The following is a 17,994-nucleotide window of genomic DNA, read 5'->3' as shown; positions in this document are numbered from 1 at the left end:
ACAAGGGCGCTGATACCCCATGGAGCCTGCCCCGATGCCTTCACCTAGCCCCGACCCGGCCCTGGACAACTACCGGGCCATCGCCGACGCGATCGCCACCCTGTTCTTCCCCCATGCCGAGGTGGTGCTGCACGACCTGCGCAGCCAGAAAATCGACTACATCGCCAACAACCTGTCCAAACGCGAGATCGGCGACGATGCCGCCCTGGAAGACCTGCTTGAGCCCGGCACCGACGAAACCAACATCGGCCCCTACGAGAAGCTCAACTGGGACGGGCAGAAGATCCGTTCGCTGAGCACCGTGCTGCGCGACAGTGCAGGCAAGCCGCTGGCGGTGCTGTGCATCAACCTGAATATCTCGCTGTTCGAAAACGCCCGGGCGGCGCTGGACCTGTTCCTCTCGCCGAGCCGGCTGATTCCTCAGCCCGATGCGCTGTTCCGCGACGACTGGCAGGAGCGCATCAACACCTTCCTCAATGGCTGGCTGCGCGAGCACCAGCTGAGCCTGAGCGTGCTCAACCGCGACCACAAGCGCGAGCTGGTGCTGGCCCTGCATGCCGAGGGCGCGTTCAAAGGCAAGAGTGCGGCCAACTACGTGGCCAATGTGCTGGGGATGGGGCGGGCGACGGTGTACAAGCACCTGAAGGAGCTCAAGGCCTGAAACGGCTCAGGCCTTGAACCCAGAGCGGCTCAGTCGCCGTAGATGTCCGACTTGAAGTACTTGCCCTGGATCTTCTGGTACTCGCCACTGGCCCGTAGTGCGTCGATGGCGCCGTTGAGCTGGCTGACCAACTCGCCGTTGCCCTTGCGCACGGCAATGCCGGCACCTTCGCCAACGTATTTCGGGTCCTTCAGCTCCGGGCCGACGAAGGCGTAGTCGGCGCCGCGGGGCATCGACAGGAAGTCATCCAGCGGGATGGTGTCGGCGAAGATCGCATCCACCCGCCCCGATGCCAGGTCCATGTAGATCTCTTCGTTGTTGCTATAGCGCTTGACCTTGACGCCCTTGGGCTCGAGCACCTCGGTGGCGTAGCGGTCGGTGGTGGTAGCGCGCTGCACACCGATGGTCTTGCCGACCAGGCTCTGGTACTGGTCATCGACCGCCGCGCCCTTCTTCATCACCAGCCGTGACGAGGTGAAGTAGTACTTGTGGGTGAAATCCACGGACTTCTTGCGCTCGTCGGTGATGGTCATCGACGACAGGGCGGCGTCGATCTTCTTCACCTTCAGCGACGGGATCAGCCCGTCGAACTCGACCTCGTTCCACACGCACTTGACCTTCAGCTGCGCGCACAGGGCGTTGCCGATGTCATAGTCGAAACCGACGATTTCGCCCTTGTCGTTCTTCGAGGCAAACGGCGGGTAGGCAGCCTCGATGCCAATACGCAGCACCGGCTCGGCGGCGAACAGATTGCTGCCGGCCAACAGGCCCAAGGCCAGACCACTGATCAGGGTGATTTTCTTCATCGGAATCTCGCTCGCTCATTATTGGAGGTTGTGGTGCAAGACAGAGGTAAAGACAAAGGCCGCAAGGCCGTATGGAATCATTTTGTACTTATGATTCCATACTGGACTTTTGTGTCTTGAAACTCAACCACCTCCGAGACGAAATGCACGCCCCGAAAAAGCTGACTCACCAGCGCCGGGCAGCGTCCTCATCGCTCTGCTTGCCCTCGACCCAGCGCGGGCCGTCGCCGGTCTGTTCTTTCTTCCAGAACGGCGCCCGGGTCTTGAGGTAATCCATGATGAAATTGCAGGCGTCGAATGCCGCCTGGCGGTGTGCGCTGGCCACCCCGACGAACACGATCGGCTCGCCCGGCTCCAGCGCACCGATGCGGTGCAACACCTCGACCTTGAGCAGCGGCCAGCGCTGCTCGGCCTCGACCACTATCTTGGCCAGGGCCTTCTCGGTCATGCCCGGGTAGTGTTCGAGGAACATCCCCGCCACGTCCTGGCCATCGTTGAAATCGCGCACATAGCCGACAAAGCCGACCACCGCACCCACGCCGACGTTGGCGGCGTGCATGGCGTTGACCTCAAGCCCCGGGTCGAACGCCGTCTCCTGCACACGTACGGCCATGCTCAGCCTCCGGTCACCGGCGGGAAGAACGCGACTTCGTCGCCCTCCTCCAGCGGCTCATCGAGCCTGCACAGCTCTTCGTTGCGCGCGCACATCAGGTTCTGCTCGGCCAGCACGGCGTACTGCCCGCCCTTGGCCACCAGGGCCTGGCGCACATCGTCCAGCACCTTGAAGGTGCCCTCCACCCGCTCGACATCGACGCCCAGCAATTCGCGATAGCGGGCGAAATACATGACCTTGACCTTCATCACCCCTCCACCTTGTAGTGGCCGCTCTTGCCGCCGACCTTCTCCAGCAGGCGCACCTGCTCGATGACCATGCCTTTGTCCACCGCCTTGCACATGTCGTAAATGGTCAACGCGGCGACACTGGCCGCAGTCAGCGCTTCCATCTCGACCCCGGTCTGCCCGGCCAGCTTGCAGCGCGCGACGATATGCACCACGTCCTCGCCCTCGGCCGCCAGCTCGACCTTGACGCTGGTGAGCATCAACGGGTGGCACAGCGGGATCAGGTCACTGGTCTTCTTCGCCGCCTGGATGCCAGCGATACGCGCCACGGCGAACACGTCGCCCTTGGGGTGTTCGCCATCGACGATCATGCGCAAGGTGGCCGGCAACATGCGCACCCGCGCCTCGGCCAACGCCTCGCGTGCGGTCACGGCTTTTTCAGTGACGTCGACCATGTTGGCGCGCCCCTGGGAATCAAGATGAGTCAGCACAGCTCTGCTCCTGTGAAGGGAAAGCAGAGTGTAAACCCGTGGGTCAGGTTTGAGCAGAGGGCATCGCGGGGCAAGTCGCATCGACGGTATGCCGATGCGACTTGCCCCGCGAAGTGTTACAGATGCGACTCGGCGTACTCGGCCAGTACCGAGCGCGGCACCCCCTGCAGGGTGATGTGCACGCCGTGGGGGAAGTCCTTGAAGCGTTCGGTCAGGTAGGTCAGCCCGGAACTGGTGGCCGACAGGTAGGGGGTGTCGATCTGCGCCAGGTTGCCCAGGCAGACCACCTTGGAACCTGCACCGGCACGGGTGATGATGGTTTTCATCTGGTGCGGGGTGAGGTTCTGGCACTCGTCGATCAGGATCAGGCTCTGCTGGAAGCTGCGCCCGCGGATGTAGTTCATCGACTTGAACTGCAGCGGGACCCTTTCGAGGATGTACTCGACGCTGCCGTGGGTACTCTCGTCATCCATGTGCAAGGCTTCGAGGTTGTCGGTGATGGCGCCCAGCCAAGGTTCCATCTTCTCCGCCTCGGTGCCCGGCAGGAAGCCGATCTCCTGGTCCAGCCCCTGCACGCTGCGGGTGGCGATGATGCGCCGGTAGCGCTTGCTGACCATGGTCTGCTCGATGGCCGCGGCCAGTGCCAGGATGGTCTTGCCGGAACCGGCGGCGCCGGTCAGGTTGACCAGGTGGATATCCGGGTCGAGCAAGGCGAACAGTGCCAGGCTCTGATGGATGTCGCGCGGTTTCAGGCCCCAGGCCTCCTGGTGCAGCAGCGGCTCCTGGTGCAGGTCGAGCAGCAGCAGTTCGCTGTCGCGGATGCCCTTGACCCAACCGACGAAGCCCTGCTCATCGATGATGAACTCGTTGATGTGCACAGCCGGCAGGTTGTCGATCATCTGTACCCGGTGCCAGGTGCGGCCCCGCTCCTGACGGGTGTCGACCTTGCTGACCCGGTCCCAGAAGGAGCCGGTGACCGAGTGGTAGCCCTTGGACAGCAAGGACACGTCGTCGACCAGCTGGTCGGTGCTGTAGTCCTCGGCGGCAATCCCGCAGGCGCGCGCCTTCAGGCGCATGTTGATGTCTTTGGTGACCAGCACCACGTCCAGGTCCGGGCGCTTGGCGCGCAGGTCCAGCAACTGGTTGATGATGATGTTGTCGGCAAGGTTTTCGGGGAGCAGGCGGTTCGGCTCGTTGCGCGTGCTCATGAGGATGGACAGGAAGCCCTTGGGCCCGCTCTTGCCGCGCTGGATCGGGACACCCTTCTCGACATCGCTGGGCGAGGCGTCGCCCAGGGTCTGGTCGATCAGGCGGATGGCCTGGCGACATTCGGCGGCGATGGTGTGTTTACCGGTCTTGAGCTTGTCGAGTTCCTCCAGCACCGTCATCGGCAAGGCGACGTGGTGCTCCTCGAAGTTGAGCAGGGCGTTAGGGTCGTGAATCAGGACGTTGGTATCGAGCACATACAGGATTGGCTGGTTGGAGGAAGGGTTGCGTCCTTGGTCATCCATACTCGGTCACCTTATGTGAAAGCCACACGGCGCATACGGCTGCGCCGCAAAGTGACTGCCGTTTCCCCCGTATCCGCGTTGTTACGGGCGGGGATTTCACCTGGCAAGGCTGGCGTGGATGACGCCACCTGTGCTGCAGGTTTCGGCTGTCTGGTTCCTTGATACCGCAAAAACCATGACGGTAAAAAGTCTTTTTACGCACAGATGAAGTTTATTTTTCCGATTGACGAACAGGGCTTGGCGTGAGGGTTGGGTAGGACTACGCTCAGAGATCAAATGCGGTGTTTGGGCTGGATTTTTTGGTGATCCGTTCGGACATTGCAGCGCCTATGAGATCGAGCGCCGCCCGCGCGGCGCTTCGCGGGTAAACCCGCTCCCACAGTCTGTTTTGGGCCAGTCTCTTCTGTGCCATTACCTTGTCCGCCTTGTTGGCTCGACACAATTTCAGCGTGGGCGTTGTTGCCGCCCCACATGACTCAAGGCATGCGCCAAGGCGGGCAGCGGTACCCTCACAGGCATAATTGGCCCGAAACAAACTGTGGGAGCGGGTTTACCCGCGAAGCGCCGCGCGGGCGGCGCTCGATCTCATAGGCGCTGCAAATCCATCGCCCTACACCTAGCCGCCATCACGCCATCACGCCATCAACAGCCAAACCTACTCCCCCACCCCATACTCCCGACACCCCTCCCAACCAATCCCACTCTGCGCCGTATGCTGCAACAGCCACTCCAGCGCCGGCTGCGCCTTGGGCAGGTGGTCACGGAACTGGATCACCCCCTTGCGCCACAGCAGCATCAAGGTCATCACCCGCTGCGCCGAAGCCTCGGCGGTCAACGGCCCGTCATCCTGGGCATCGATATCCCACAACGACACCCGCAACCGCTGGCTGGCCATGAACGCTTCGCCATCCCCACGCCGCTGCCCATAGGGCGGGCGGAACAACGGCACATATTGCGCTGGCAGGTCCGCCTGAACCCGCGCCTGACTGCGCCGCAGCGAGTCCTGCCAGCCCTGCCACTGGGCATGGGAGCGGTACTCCCAGCCCTGGATGCCCACGCACTGCCCTGCATACAGCCCGGCCAGCGCCCCACTGTCACGACGCTGCTGCAGCCGATTGCCCAGCACGAAGAAGATGCCGTCGAGCTTCTGCCGGCGCAGATAGTCGGCCAGGCCATCGGTGTTGCCGCCCACTGGGCCGGGGCCGCCGACGAAGCTGAGGAGGAACATGCGGTCGTTGAGCTCATCGCCGTTTCGCTCGCGCGCGGACAGCTTTTCCACCTCGCTGGAAGTCTGCGGGAACACCGCCGCCTTGCGCAGCAGCTCGTCCAGGTAGCGGGTGTGGAACTGGTGACTGGGCTCGATCCAAGTTGCGTAGAACTTGCCGACTTCTGTGGCGAATGTAGCCGACTTAGTGCGTAAATCAGCCATTGACTCCAGCGGATAGCAAAACGACGCATCCTGCTCGCAACTCTGCTGCGCCTGCTGATAATTGGTCCACAGCCGCTGCCACATGCGCGCCCGCAGCGCACGGATCACCGGCAGGTTGACCTGGCGCAAGCCCAGGCGCTCCGCCAATGCCTGTTCATCGAGCATCTCGCTTTCATGCAGCACCCGGGCAAACGAAAGGATCTCGGCGCGCGACGCCACGTCGAACAACGCCGGGCTGTCGAGTTTCTCGGGCCACAGGCTGCGCTCGAAGCTGACGAAATCTGCAGGGGCGGCCTGCGCGCCCAGGCTCAGCAGCCCGGCCAGCAGGGCAATAGCGATACGCACGATGAACGGTCTCCATGAAGGCATGCCGCGCACTATAGCGCGACACCCGGCGAAACTCCGTGGCCATGTGCCCAGGCTATCGTCGCCATAGTTTGGCGTTGCCCCGCCAGCCCCGTAGAATCCGCCGATTGATTCCAGGAGCCGACCCGATGCTGACGGTGATTTCCCCCGCCAAGACCCTCGACTACGACACCCCGCCGGTAACCCAGCGCTACACCCTGCCCCAGTACCTGGACGACTCCCAGGCGTTGATCCTGCAGTTGCGCGAGCTGTCGCCGGCCCAGATCAGCGAACTGATGCACCTCTCCGACAAGCTCGCCGGCCTCAATGCCGCGCGCTTCGGCAGTTGGACTCCGGATTTCACCCCGGCCAACGCCAAGCAGGCGCTGCTGGCGTTCAAGGGTGACGTGTACACCGGCCTGGACGCCGAAAGCCTCGGCGAAGACGACTTCAGCTATGCCCAGGACCACCTGCGTATGCTCTCCGGCCTCTACGGCCTGCTGCGCCCGCTGGACCTGATGCAACCCTACCGCCTGGAAATGGGCACCAAGCTGGCCAATGCCCGCGGCAAGGACCTGTATGCCTTCTGGGGCACGCGCATCAGCGAGTGGCTGAACCAGGCCCTGGCCGAACAGGGTGACGACGTGTTGCTCAACCTGGCCAGCAACGAATACTTCAGCGCGGTGAAGAAGAGCGCCTTGAAGGCGCGGGTGATCAATGTCGACTTCAAGGACCTGAAGAACGGCCAGTACAAGATCATCAGCTTCTACGCCAAGAAGGCCCGCGGGATGATGAGCCGCTTCGTGATCGAGCAGCGCATCAACGATCCCGAGCAGCTCAAGCGCTTCGATGTGCAGGGCTACTACTACAGCACCGAGCAGTCCAAGCCCGATCACCTGGTGTTCCTGCGCGATCACGCCGAAGGCTGATGGCCTTGGGGCCGCTTCGCGGCCCTTTCGCGGCACAAGGCCGCTCCTACAGGGACCGCGCCGTTTCTGTAGGAGCGGCCTTGTGCCGCGAAAGGGCTGCAAAGCAGCCCCTGTGCTGCCCTGCAACGGGGCACATTCCCCATCTGAAACGCCAAACAACAGACGCCAAAAAACCACCACCAATACCTTTATCGCAAAACGCCATAAGACCGTTCGTACTTTTTTGACGAATTTTGAAAAATATTTTCGAATGCTGGCATATAACCATCCCGCTTGGTTTTCGCCCTTTATAGACGGGGGTGAAACTAGCGCGTGCCATCAAAGTGAAAGTATTTGCCACTGAAAAAATATTTAGAAATCTTTCATCCGCGCCGAACCCGGCCAGGAACTTCTACCGCGCCGCATGGCTCATAGCACCCGTAACAAGTTTCAAGCGCCGCAGCGTGAGAGATGACTTACAGATGACAAAGTGCCGCTATCGCGCACAACCAACAAACTTCAAAGGCGGTACAGGAAGTGCCAAAAGCCATTATCCATGCAGGAGAGAAGCGCCCATAACATACGTCCTAGTGGTTGATTTCAAAGGATTTATCCACTTGAAAGAACAAGCACAGCAGTACGCATACGGCGAACTGCAATAAAGACGGCTGCATTTCAGGGCACGCCATTTTAATACTGGCCTTAGCTTGCCAACGTTGAGTGCATAACTTTCTGCGCTCCGGATTTATTCATGCCTGCGCACGGTGAAGTGTCAATTCGCCAGGGAGCCGTGCGCCCGAAAACTGCTGGTCAATCAACCCGGCTGGCTCTTTCGAAGAAGGGCTGGCGTGATAAACACACGAGGTGAATACGATGCGTATCAGCATCTTTGGTTTGGGTTATGTGGGTGCAGTCTGTGCCGGTTGCCTGTCGGCACGCGGCCATGAAGTAATTGGTGTGGACGTGTCCAGCACCAAGATCGACCTGATCAACCGGGGCAAGTCGCCCATCGTCGAGCCGGGCCTGGAAGCACTGCTGCAACAGGGCGTGGCCAATGGCCGCCTGCGTGGCACCACCGATTTCGCCGAAGCCATCCGTGCCAGCGACGTGTCGATGATCTGCGTCGGTACCCCGAGCAAGAAAAACGGCGACCTGGGCCTGGAGTACATCGAGTCGGTGTGCCGCGAAATCGGCTACGTACTGCGCGACACCAGCCGCCGCCACACCATCGTGGTGCGCAGCACCGTGCTGCCGGGCACCGTCAAGAACGTGGTGATCCCGATCCTCGAAGACTGCTCGGGCAAGAAGGCCGGCGTCGACTTCGGCGTCGCGGTCAACCCCGAGTTCCTGCGTGAAAGTACCGCGATCAAGGACTACGACCAGCCACCGATGACCGTCATCGGCGAACTGGACAGCGCCAGCGGCGACGTGCTGCAAGCACTGTACGAAGAGCTCGACGCCCCGGTGATCCGCAAGCCGATCGAAGTGGCCGAGATGATCAAGTACACCTGCAACGTGTGGCACGCCACCAAGGTCACCTTCGCCAACGAGATCGGCAACATCGCCAAGGCCGTGGGCGTCGACGGCCGCGACGTGATGGACGTGGTCTGCCAGGACAAGGTGCTCAACCTGTCCCAGTACTACATGCGCCCGGGCTTCGCCTTCGGCGGCTCGTGCCTGCCCAAGGACGTGCGCGCCCTCACCTACCGCGCCGCAAGCCTGGATGTGAAGGCACCGCTGCTCGACTCGCTGATGCGCAGCAACGAATCCCAGGTACAGAACGCCTTCGACATCATCGAAAGCCACGACAAGCGCAAGGTCGCCCTGCTCGGCCTGAGCTTCAAGGCCGGTACCGACGACCTGCGCGAAAGCCCGCTGGTCGAACTGGCCGAGCGCCTGATCGGCAAGGGCTACCAGCTCGACATCTACGACCAGAACGTCGAGTACGCCCGAGTGCACGGCGCCAACAAGGACTACATCGAGTCGAAGATCCCCCACGTTTCCTCGCTGCTCAACGCCAACTTCGAGCAGGTGGTCAACGACGCCGAGATCATCGTCCTGGGCAACCGTGACGAGCAGTTCCGCGCCCTCGCCCAGCAAGCGCCGGAAGGCAAGCAAGTGATCGACCTGGTCGGGTTCATGAGCAAGCCAACCTGCACCACCAGCCGTACCGAAGGTATCTGCTGGTAACCCCGGCCGGGCGGCGCATCCCTCCCCAGCGCGCCGCCCGTCCACCCCCGAATTCTCGACGGATGCCGAACATGCAAAGGTTCCAGACAGTGCTGTTGCAGTGCGCCGGCTGGCTGCTCTACATGAGCCTGCTCATGCTGATCGCCCTGGCCCTGCCCAGCGATATCTTCGATTCGCAGTCGAAGCACTTCATCTTCCTGGTCGGTGCTGTCGGCATCTGGCGCTACTCCATGGGCGCCACCCATTTCATCCGCGGCATGATCTTCCTGTACATCGTCTACCCCTACCTGCGCCGCAAGGTGCAGAAGCTGGGCTCCGCGGCCGACCCGTCGCACGTGTACCTGATGGTCACCAGCTTTCGCATCGACGCCCTGACCACCGCCCAGGTGTACAGCTCGGTGATCCGCGAGGCGATCGACTGCGGCTTCCCCACCACCGTGGTCTGCTCGCTGGTGGAAAAGTCCGACGAACTGCTGGTGAAGAGCCTGTGGGCCAAGTACAACCCGCCCGCCCACGTCGCCCTGGACATCGTGCGCATCGCCGGCACCGGCAAGCGCGACGGCCTGGCCTACGGTTTTCGCGCCATCTCGCGGATGCTGCCCGACGACCACGCCGTGGTGGCGGTGATCGACGGTGACACCGTGCTCGGCGAGGGCGTGGTCCGCAAGACCGTGCCCTGGTTCAAGCTCTACCCCAACGTCGGCGGCCTGACCACCAACGAATTCTGCGAAGTGCGCGGCGGCTACATCATGAGCGAGTGGCACAAGCTGCGCTTCGCCCAGCGCCACATCAACATGTGCTCGATGGCCCTCTCCAAGCGCGTGCTGACCATGACCGGGCGCATGTCGATGTTCCGCGCAAGCGTAGTGACCGACCCCGAGTTCATCGCCGATGTGGAAAGCGACTCGCTGATGCACTGGCGCCTGGGCCGCTTCAAGTTCCTCACCGGCGACGACAAGTCGAGCTGGTTCAGCCTGATGCGCCTGGGCTACGACACCTTCTACGTGCCGGACGCGGCGATCAACACGGTCGAGCACCCGCCGGAGAAGAGCTTCGTCAAGGCCAGCCGCAAGCTGATGTACCGCTGGTACGGCAACAACCTGCGGCAGAACTCCCGCGCCCTCGGCCTCGGCCTCAAGCGCCTGGGGCTGTTCACCAGCATCGTGCTGTTCGACCAGCGCGTGTCGATGTGGACCAGCCTGCTGGGCCTGACCGTGGCAGTGATCGCCAGCTTCAAGTTCGGCCTGCAGTTCCTGCTGGTGTACCTGCTGTGGATCGGCATCACCCGCCTGATCCTGACGATCATGCTGCTGTGCTCGGGCCACAGCGTCGGCCCCGCCTACCCGCTGATTCTCTATTACAACCAGATCGTCGGCGCGCTGATGAAGATCTACGTGTTCTTCCGCCTCGACAGGCAGTCCTGGACCCGCCAGCCCACTGCCCTCAAGCGCGACCTCGCCAGCTTTCAACAATGGTTCAACACCTGGTCCTCGCGGACCATGACCTTCTCGGCCGCGAGCATCTTCGTCGCCGTGCTGTTCATGGTCGTGTGAGCCCAACCCGGATCGGATAACAGGAACGAAATCGCCATGAATACCGCCGTGAACGTCAATGTCGTGCATGAGTCCGAAGCGCAGCGCCAGCACGCCCGGGTCCGCATCCCCGCCAAGCTGCGCTACCTGGACGGCAACCGCGAGCCGCACGATGTGAAGGTGGACGATCTTTCCGCCGGGGGCCTGTCCTTCCACGCCAAGAAACCCCTCGCCGAAGGCGAAGTGCTGCGCGGGCGCCTGCAGTTCGTGGTCGACAACCTGGGGCTGTCGATGGACGTCGAGCTGCTGGTGCGCACCAGCAGCCGCGACAGCGGCCGCACCGGCACCGAGTTCCAGAACCTGGAGCCGCGCGACATCGCCACCCTGCGCCACATCATCACCAGCCACCTGTCCGGTGAACTGATCAGCGTCGGCGACGTGCTCAGCACCCTGCAACGCGACAACTTCACCAAGGCGCGCAAGCAGAACAACACAGGCTCCGGCCTCTCGGCCTTCGGCCGCCTGCGGGCGGTCACCGTCACCGCCGGCGTATTCGTGGTCGGCCTGGTGGCCTTTGGTTTCGTCGCCAAGTCGCTGTACGGCCTGTACTTCGTCAGCCATGCCGAAGCCGGCGTGGTCGCGGTCCCCACCACCACCGTCACCATGCCCCGTGACGGCAGCGTGCAGAGCCTGGTCGAGAACGGCACCCCGGTGGCCAAGGGCGCACCGCTGGCGACCTTCAACACCAGCATGCTCGACCTGCTCAAGGGCCACCTGGACGACGCGCAGCTGGAGCCGGCCAAGGTCGAGGAACTGTTCGGCAAGCAGCTTTCCGGCACCCTCACCAGCCCGTGCGACTGCGTGGTGTCGCGCCAGCTGGTGGATGACGGCCAGTACGCCAGCAAAGGCCAGCCGGTGTTCGCGCTGATCCCGCGGACCAGCAACCCGATGGTCGAAGCGCGCTTCAGCTACCGCCAGTTCGACGAAGTGAAGCCGGGCACCCGAGTCAACTTCCAGATCGCCGGCGAAGACGAGGTGCGTAGCGGCCGCATCGTCGGCAGCACCAGCCTGGACACCGACAACCTGGCCTCGGATATCCGCGTGCAGATCAAGCCCGACGACGGCCTACCGGCCGAACTTGCCGGCCGCCCGGCCGCAGTCAACAGCGACCGTGGCCCGTCGCTGAACTGGCTGATCGACAAGGCCGTGGCCCGCGGGCTGTAAGAGGATCATGCCGATGACCAGCAGACACCCCGATACCTGTGGGAGCCGGCTTGCCGGCGATCGAGTGCGCAGCACTCGCCCAACGGATGTAGCGCCTGCACTGGCCAATCGCCGGCAAGCCGGCTCCCACAGTGATTGCATCAGCCTCGGGCTATGCACCCTGGCCCTGGCCATCACCCTGGCCGGCTGCGCCGGCCTGCCTGACCAGCGCCTGGCCAACGAAGCGCTCAAACGCGGCGACACCGCCACCGCCGAGCGCAACTACAAGGCCCTGGCCGACCTGGGCTACAGCGACGCGCAAGTGGGCCTGGCCGATATCCAGGTGGCCACCCGCGAACCGGCCAAGCTCAAGCAGGCCGAGGCCACTTACCGCGCGGCAGCCGCCACCTCGCCCCGCGCCCAGGCCCGCCTTGGCCGCCTGCTGGTGGCCAAGCCCGACAGCACCCAGGCCGAGCGCGAGGAGGCCGAGCGCCTGCTCAAACAGGCCGCGCTGCAAGGCGAAGGCAACACCCTGATCCCGCTGGCGATGCTCTACCTGCAGTACCCGCAGAGCTTCCCCAAGGTCAACGCCCAACAGCAGATCGACCAGTGGCGCGCCGCCGGCAACCCCGAGGCGGGCCTGGCCCAGGTACTGCTGTACCGCACCCAGGGCAGCTACGACCAGCACCTGGGCGAGGTGGAAAAAATCTGCAAGGCCGCACTGGCCACCACCGACATCTGCTACGTCGAACTGGCCACCGTCTACCAGAAACGCGCCCAGCCCGAGCAACAGGCCGCCCTGCTCGACCAGCTCAAGGCCGCCTACGCCCGTGGCACGGTGCCGGCCACCCGGGTCGACAGCGTCGCCCGCGTGCTGGCCGACCGCAGCCTCGGCCAGACCGACGAGAAGACCGCCAAGGCCCTGCTGGAGCAAGTCGCCCCGGCCAACCCGGCGTCCTGGGTGAGCCTGGCGCAGCTGCTCTACGACTTCCCCGAACTGGGCGACACCGACCAGTTGCTGGCCTACATCGACAAGGGCCGCGAAGCCGAACAGCCGCGCGCCGAGCTGCTGCTGGGCCGCCTCTACTACGAAGGCAAGACCGTGCCGGCCGATGCCGCCAAGGCCGAACAGCACCTGCAAGCCGCCGCCGACGCCGGTGAAGTCAGCGCCGACTACTACCTCGGCCAGCTCTACCGCCGTGGCTACCTGGGCAGCGTAGAGCCGCAGAAAGCCGTCGACCACCTGCTCAGCGCCGCCCGTGGCGGGCAGAACAGCGCCGACTACGCCCTCGCCCAGCTGTTCAGCGAAGGCCATGGCATCCGCCCCGCGCCCACCAATGCCTGGGTGTTCGCCCAGCTGTCGCAGGCCAACCCCACACCGCAGTCGAGCGAGCTGTTGCAGCAGCTCGACCAGCAACTCACGCCCGAGCAGCGCAGCCAGGCCCAGCAACTGCTGGCACAGGAGAAACAGGCGCGCAGCAGCCTGTTCCAGGGCGCCAACAGCACCCTGGCCATCGAGGCCCTGCAAGACGACGAAACAGCCGTAGACGCCGAGGATTCGCTATGACGCTCAACCCCTTCGTGAAAGCCGGCATCGGCCTGAGTTTCGCCCTCTTGTGGTCGATGCCGACCCTGGCAGCCGAAACCGCACAGAAGAACTTCGGCCTGGATGTGAAGATCACCGGCCAGTCCGAGGACGACCGCGACCTGGGCACCCGCGCAGGCGGCGACGTCAACGGCCTTGGCCTCGACCTGCGCCCCTGGGTGTACGGCGAGCGTGGCAACTGGAGCGCCTTCGCCATGGGCCAGGCGGTCACCGCCACCGACATCATCGAAACCGACACCCTGCGCCAGAACGACGACGGCAGCACCACCGACAATGGCGACGACAGCCGCAAGCCGGACAAAAGCTACCTGGCCATGCGCGAGTTCTGGGTCGGCTACAGCGGCCTCACCGCCTACCCCGGCGAGCAACTGCGCCTGGGCCGCCAGCGCCTGCGCAGCGACGATGGCATGTGGCGCGACACCAACATCGAAGCACTGAACTGGACCTTCGACACCACCCTGCTCAAGGCCGACCTGGGCGTGGCCCAGCGCTTCAGCGAATACCGCACCGACCTCACCGAGCTGGCCCCGGAAGACAAGGACCGCACGCACATTTTCGGCAACGTCGCCACCCAGTGGACGCCCGGCCATTGGGTCGGCGTGCGCGCCCACCACACCCACGACAGCGGCAGCCTGAAGAGCCCCGGCGAAACCGTCGACGCCCTCGACAAGACCCGCACGGGCGATCTCACCTGGCTGGGCCTGGAAGCCAACAGCGACGCCTACAACTGGCGCAACGACCACACCGTCAACTACTGGGGCAGCCTCACCTGGCTGACCGGCGACCGCGACACCCTCAGCAGCCAGGCAGTGGGCAACGACCAGGTCGCCACCGGCAAGCAGAGCGGCGACGTCAATGCCTGGGCCACCGACCTTGGCATCCGCCTGCGCCTGGACCCCAACTGGCAGGTCGGCGCGGCCTACGCCCGAGGCAGCGGCGGCGGGGGCAGCGACGGCTCGAACAACTTCGAGCAGACCGGCCTTGAGAGCAACCGCTCCAACTTCACCGGCACCCGCTCGCGCGTGCACCGCTTCGGCGAGGCCTTCCGCGGCGAGCTGGGCAACCTGCAGGCAGCCACCCTGTTCACCTCCTGGCAGCTGCGCGACGACTACGACGCCAGCCTCATCTACCACAAGTTCTGGCGCGTCGACGGCAAGCAGAACATCGGCTCCAGCGGCATCAACGCGGTGGTCGACGACGGCGGCGTGAACCGCCCGCTGGTCAACGGCGAGAAAGACCTCGGCCAGGAAATGGACGTGGTCGTGACCAAGTACTTCAAGCAAGGCCTGCTGCCGGCCTCGCTCAGCCAGTCGATCGACGAGCCTTCGGCGCTGGTGCGCCTGCGCGCCGGTGTGTTCAAGCCAGGCGACGCCTATGGCAAGGAAGCCGACTCGTACATGCACCGCGCCTTCGTCGACGTGATCTGGCGCTTCTGAGGCCGGGAGAGGATTTGACATGAACCTGCACCCGAACCTTCGCCATAGCCTGCTGGCCAGCGCCCTGCTGCTGGCCGCAGGCCTGGCCCAGGCCGCCGAGCCGGAAATGGCCAAGGGGCTGCAACAAGCCAAGACCTACACCGTTGCCAGCGCGCCGATCGAGCCGCTGCTGATGGACCCGCCCAAGCTGCCCGACCTGTCCGGCTACACCGCCGCCGCCGTGCAGCAGAAGATCGACCGCGCGCACAAGGGCAAGGTCAGCGTGCGCCGCATGCTCCAGGAGGACACCCTCAAGGAGTTCATCGGCGGCGATAACAAGGGCGCCGAATGGGTGCGCCGCCAGCACGGCATCCCCCAGGCGATCTTCATCGACGACGGGCATGTCGACCTTGTGGAACTGAGCAAGAAGGTCCCCAACCAGTACCTGCGCGAAACCGCGCCGGGTGTATACCTGGCGCGCCTGCCGATCGTGGTCGGGCGCAAGGGCGTGCTGGAGATCGACGGCAAGGTCAAGGAGCTGCGCCTGTCCGAAGAGGGCGGCGCGTTCATCGTCAACGACGGCAAGCTGTTCGTCAGCGACACCCAGGTGACCGGCTGGCGTGAACAGGCCAATGGCCCGGCAACCTTCCGCAAGCCCGATGAGTTCCGCCCGTTCCTGCTCAGCTGGGGCGGCACCGAGACCTACATCGTCAACAGCAAGATGGCCAGCTTCGGCTACGCCAAGTCCAAGTCCTACGGTGTGAGCATCTCGCAGTACACGCCGAACATGGCCAAGCAGATGGGCCGCCCGGAACCCACCGGCTGGATCTTAGGCTCCGAGTTCAGCGACATGTGGTACGGCTTCTACTGCTACGAGACCAGCGACTTCGTGGTCAAGGACAGCACCTACCGCGACAACATCGTCTACGGCATCGACCCCCACGACCGCTCGCACCGCCTGATCATCGCCGGCAACACCGTGTACGGCACCAAGAAGAAACACGGGATCATCGTCTCCCGCGAGGTCAACGACAGCTGGATCATCAACAACAAGAGTTATGACAACAAGCTCTCGGGCGTGGTGATCGACCGTAACAGCGTCAACAACCTGATCGCCTACAACGAGATCTACCGCAACCACACCGACGGCATCACCTTGTACGAAAGCGGCGACAACCTGATCTGGGGCAACAAGCTGATCAACAACCGCCGCCACGGCATCCGCGTGCGCAACAGCGTGAACATCCGCCTGTACGAGAACGTCGCCATGGCCAATGGCCTGGTGGGCGTGTACGGGCACATCAAGGACCTCTCCGACACCGACCGCGACATCGCCCTCGACCCCTTCGACACCAAGGTGTCGCTGATCGTGGTCGGCGGTGAACTGGCGGCCAACGGCTCCGGCCCCTTGTCGATCGACTCGCCGCTGTCGGTGGAGCTGTACAAGGTGTCGATGCTGATGCCGCGCAAGGCCAACGGCATCAGCTTCAACGGTGTGCTGGGCGAGCGCCAGGACGAAATCCTCGACCTGCTGGTGCGCCAGCAGAAGGCCGTGCTGATCGACCCGGTCGAACGCCAGACCGAAATGATCGATTAAGGAAGCCCAGACCATGACCCCACACCTGATCAAACTGCTCGGCCTGTCCGCCGCCCTCCTGGCCATCAGCCAGGGCGTGCGCGCCGAGGACGTCAAGGCGCCGACCTTCAGCGCCGAGCCCTGCTGCCAACTGTGCCCCGAGGCCCATGACGCCAGCCGCTATACCACGCGCTACCAACAGAACTTCACCACCCTGGTGCAAGCCCAGGGCGACTGGCTGTTCCGCACCCGTGAAGACCTGCGCACCGAGTTCGACACCACCCCCGGCGGCTACAAACGCCTGCAGCAGGTGCACGACGCGTTCAAGAAGCGCGGCGTCGAGCTGGTGGTGGTGTACCAGCCCACCCGTGGCCTGGTGAACCGCAACATGCTCAAGCCCGAAGAGAAGGCCGCGTTCAATTATCAGAAGGCCCTGCACAACTACCAGGCCATGCTCGCCCGCTTCGCCAAGATGGGCTACAACGTGCCCGACCTGTCGCCGCTGACCAACGAACAACTGGCCGCCGCCGACCAGGGCAAGGACTTCTACTTCCGTGGCGACCAGCACTGGACGCCCTACGGTGCCGAGCGCGCGGCAAAGATCGTGGCCGATACCGTGCACCACATGCCGGCCTTCGAAGGCATCCCGCGCAAGGAGTTCGAGACCAAAAAATCCGGGCGCATGGGCAAGACCGGCACCCTGCACAACGTCGCCGGCCAGCTCTGCGGCACCAGCTACGCGGTGCAGTACATGGACCAGTTCGCCACCGAGCCCAAGGGCGCCAGCGGCGGCGACGACCTGTTCGGCGACTCGGGCAACGCGCAGATCACCCTGGTGGGCACCAGCCACAGCGGCAAGAACTACAACTTCTCGGGCTTTCTGGAGCAGTACATCGGTGCCGACGTGCTCAACGTCGCCTTCCCCGGCGGTGGCCTGGAGGGCTCGATGATCCAGTACCTGGGCAGCGAAGAGTTCCAGAACCACCCACCGAAGATCCTGATCTGGGAGTTCTCCCCGCTGTACCGCCTGGACCAGGAAACCATCTGGCGGCAGATCCTCGGCCTGCTCGACGACGGCTGCGACGGCCGCCCTGCGCAGATGAGCGCCAACGCCACCCTCAAGCCCGGCAAGAACGAGCTGATGGTCAACGGCAGGAATGGCGTGATCAAGGACCTGGTCAACCGCAACCACCAGCTCGACATCAAGTTCGAGGACAGCTCGGTGAAAGTGCTGCAGGCCACCCTGTGGTACCTCAATGGCCGCCACGAGGACATCAAGATCGAGAAGCCCTCGACCTCCGACACCGACGGCCGCTTCGTCTTCCAGATGCGCGAGGACGAAGACTGGGCCGGCCAGAACCTGCTGGCCCTGGAAGTCCAGGGGCCGGAAAGCGGCACCCAGAAAGTCGAAGCGAAACTGTGCAAACGCAACAACTTCGAAAGCAACGCGCAACACACCGCGCAAGCTGGCCAGTGAGGCG

The 17,994-nt window shown here is 63.8% G+C and carries 15 protein-coding genes; 9 read left to right on the top strand and 6 right to left on the bottom strand.

The window, feature by feature from the left end:
* Positions 1 to 34 precede the first annotated feature (34 nt).
* Positions 35 to 661, top strand: coding sequence for a helix-turn-helix transcriptional regulator (locus LOY51_RS04745; RefSeq protein ID WP_125462680.1), 627 nt, complete (start codon positions 35 to 37; stop codon positions 659 to 661).
* Positions 662 to 690: 29 nt separating this feature from the next.
* Here LOY51_RS04745 and aotJ read toward each other — a convergent pair whose 3' ends face one another.
* The 6 genes from aotJ to LOY51_RS04715 form a co-directional block, all read right to left on the bottom strand.
* A complete protein-coding gene (aotJ, locus tag LOY51_RS04740) occupies positions 691 to 1,467 on the bottom strand; it encodes an L-arginine-binding protein AotJ (RefSeq protein WP_125857518.1) in 777 nt (258 codons plus the stop codon).
* A 166-nt stretch (positions 1,468 to 1,633) separates the two neighbouring features.
* Positions 1,634 to 2,080 carry a molybdopterin synthase catalytic subunit MoaE gene (moaE, locus tag LOY51_RS04735; protein WP_125462678.1) on the bottom strand — a complete coding sequence of 149 codons (447 nt, stop codon included), beginning with the start codon at positions 2,078 to 2,080 and terminating at the stop codon, positions 1,634 to 1,636.
* Positions 2,081 to 2,082: 2 nt separating this feature from the next.
* Positions 2,083 to 2,328, bottom strand: coding sequence for a MoaD/ThiS family protein (locus LOY51_RS04730; RefSeq protein ID WP_125857517.1), 246 nt, complete (start codon positions 2,326 to 2,328; stop codon positions 2,083 to 2,085).
* On the bottom strand, positions 2,328 to 2,798 hold the full coding sequence (moaC, locus tag LOY51_RS04725; RefSeq protein ID WP_125462676.1) for a cyclic pyranopterin monophosphate synthase MoaC: 471 nt from the start codon (positions 2,796 to 2,798) through the stop codon (positions 2,328 to 2,330). Before moaC ends, LOY51_RS04730 begins: the two co-directional genes overlap by 1 nt.
* A gap of 116 nt (positions 2,799 to 2,914) precedes the next feature.
* Complete coding sequence (locus LOY51_RS04720) at positions 2,915 to 4,309, bottom strand: PhoH family protein (RefSeq protein ID WP_110991660.1); 1,395 nt, start codon at positions 4,307 to 4,309, stop codon at positions 2,915 to 2,917.
* 655 nt (positions 4,310 to 4,964) lie between these two features.
* Complete coding sequence (locus tag LOY51_RS04715; protein WP_125861249.1) at positions 4,965 to 6,083, bottom strand: polysaccharide deacetylase family protein; 1,119 nt, start codon at positions 6,081 to 6,083, stop codon at positions 4,965 to 4,967.
* Positions 6,084 to 6,232: 149 nt separating this feature from the next.
* On the opposite strand from LOY51_RS04715, the gene yaaA reads away from it, so the two are divergent.
* The 8 genes from yaaA to LOY51_RS04675 all read left to right on the top strand — a co-directional run bounded on the left by yaaA (position 6,233) and on the right by LOY51_RS04675 (position 17,990).
* Complete coding sequence (gene yaaA / locus LOY51_RS04710; protein ID WP_125857515.1) at positions 6,233 to 7,012, top strand: peroxide stress protein YaaA; 780 nt, start codon at positions 6,233 to 6,235, stop codon at positions 7,010 to 7,012.
* An 852-nt stretch (positions 7,013 to 7,864) separates the two neighbouring features.
* Positions 7,865 to 9,181 carry a nucleotide sugar dehydrogenase gene (locus tag LOY51_RS04705; protein WP_125462674.1) on the top strand — a complete coding sequence of 439 codons (1,317 nt, stop codon included), beginning with the start codon at positions 7,865 to 7,867 and terminating at the stop codon, positions 9,179 to 9,181.
* 71 nt (positions 9,182 to 9,252) lie between these two features.
* On the top strand, positions 9,253 to 10,734 hold the full coding sequence (gene alg8, locus LOY51_RS04700; protein WP_125462673.1) for a mannuronan synthase: 1,482 nt from the start codon (positions 9,253 to 9,255) through the stop codon (positions 10,732 to 10,734).
* A gap of 36 nt (positions 10,735 to 10,770) precedes the next feature.
* The gene (locus LOY51_RS04695) at positions 10,771 to 11,937 is read left to right on the top strand and encodes an alginate biosynthesis protein Alg44 (protein WP_125857514.1); all 1,167 of its coding nucleotides are present in this window, start codon (positions 10,771 to 10,773) and stop codon (positions 11,935 to 11,937) included.
* Positions 11,938 to 11,944: 7 nt separating this feature from the next.
* A complete protein-coding gene (algK, locus tag LOY51_RS04690; RefSeq protein ID WP_374046902.1) occupies positions 11,945 to 13,483 on the top strand; it encodes an alginate biosynthesis TPR repeat lipoprotein AlgK in 1,539 nt (512 codons plus the stop codon).
* A complete protein-coding gene (locus tag LOY51_RS04685; protein ID WP_125857513.1) occupies positions 13,480 to 14,958 on the top strand; it encodes an alginate export family protein in 1,479 nt (492 codons plus the stop codon). The genes algK and LOY51_RS04685 overlap by 4 nt, the downstream gene beginning before the upstream one ends.
* 19 nt (positions 14,959 to 14,977) lie before the next feature.
* Positions 14,978 to 16,534, top strand: coding sequence for a mannuronan 5-epimerase AlgG (algG, locus tag LOY51_RS04680; protein ID WP_125857512.1), 1,557 nt, complete (start codon positions 14,978 to 14,980; stop codon positions 16,532 to 16,534).
* Between the two features lie 13 nt (positions 16,535 to 16,547).
* A complete protein-coding gene (locus LOY51_RS04675) occupies positions 16,548 to 17,990 on the top strand; it encodes an alginate O-acetyltransferase (protein ID WP_258644921.1) in 1,443 nt (480 codons plus the stop codon).
* Positions 17,991 to 17,994 lie beyond the last annotated feature (4 nt).

The organism is Pseudomonas sichuanensis (assembly GCF_024749065.1).
GTDB classification, from domain to species: Bacteria; Pseudomonadota; Gammaproteobacteria; order Pseudomonadales; family Pseudomonadaceae; genus Aquipseudomonas; species Aquipseudomonas sichuanensis.
The sequence above is the reverse complement of the archived record's forward strand: the minus strand, read 5'-3'. Positions and strand labels throughout refer to the sequence as shown.

Bases quoted from the DNA above. Each gene is read 5' to 3' on its own strand.
- aotJ (WP_125857518.1), bottom strand. From the start codon at position 1,467: ATGAAGAAAATCACCCTGATCAGTGGTCTGGCCTTGGGCCTGTTGGCC.
- alg8 (WP_125462673.1), top strand. From the start codon at position 9,253: ATGCAAAGGTTCCAGACAGTGCTGTTGCAGTGCGCCGGCTGGCTGCTC.
- LOY51_RS04705 (WP_125462674.1), top strand. From the start codon at position 7,865: ATGCGTATCAGCATCTTTGGTTTGGGTTATGTGGGTGCAGTCTGTGCC.
- LOY51_RS04745 (WP_125462680.1), top strand. From the start codon at position 35: ATGCCTTCACCTAGCCCCGACCCGGCCCTGGACAACTACCGGGCCATC.
- LOY51_RS04685 (WP_125857513.1), top strand. From the start codon at position 13,480: ATGACGCTCAACCCCTTCGTGAAAGCCGGCATCGGCCTGAGTTTCGCC.
- LOY51_RS04695 (WP_125857514.1), top strand. From the start codon at position 10,771: ATGAATACCGCCGTGAACGTCAATGTCGTGCATGAGTCCGAAGCGCAG.
- algK (WP_374046902.1), top strand. From the start codon at position 11,945: ATGCCGATGACCAGCAGACACCCCGATACCTGTGGGAGCCGGCTTGCC.
- moaE (WP_125462678.1), bottom strand. From the start codon at position 2,080: ATGGCCGTACGTGTGCAGGAGACGGCGTTCGACCCGGGGCTTGAGGTC.
- LOY51_RS04720 (WP_110991660.1), bottom strand. From the start codon at position 4,309: ATGGATGACCAAGGACGCAACCCTTCCTCCAACCAGCCAATCCTGTAT.
- LOY51_RS04730 (WP_125857517.1), bottom strand. From the start codon at position 2,328: ATGAAGGTCAAGGTCATGTATTTCGCCCGCTATCGCGAATTGCTGGGC.
- LOY51_RS04675 (WP_258644921.1), top strand. From the start codon at position 16,548: ATGACCCCACACCTGATCAAACTGCTCGGCCTGTCCGCCGCCCTCCTG.
- yaaA (WP_125857515.1), top strand. From the start codon at position 6,233: ATGCTGACGGTGATTTCCCCCGCCAAGACCCTCGACTACGACACCCCG.
- algG (WP_125857512.1), top strand. From the start codon at position 14,978: ATGAACCTGCACCCGAACCTTCGCCATAGCCTGCTGGCCAGCGCCCTG.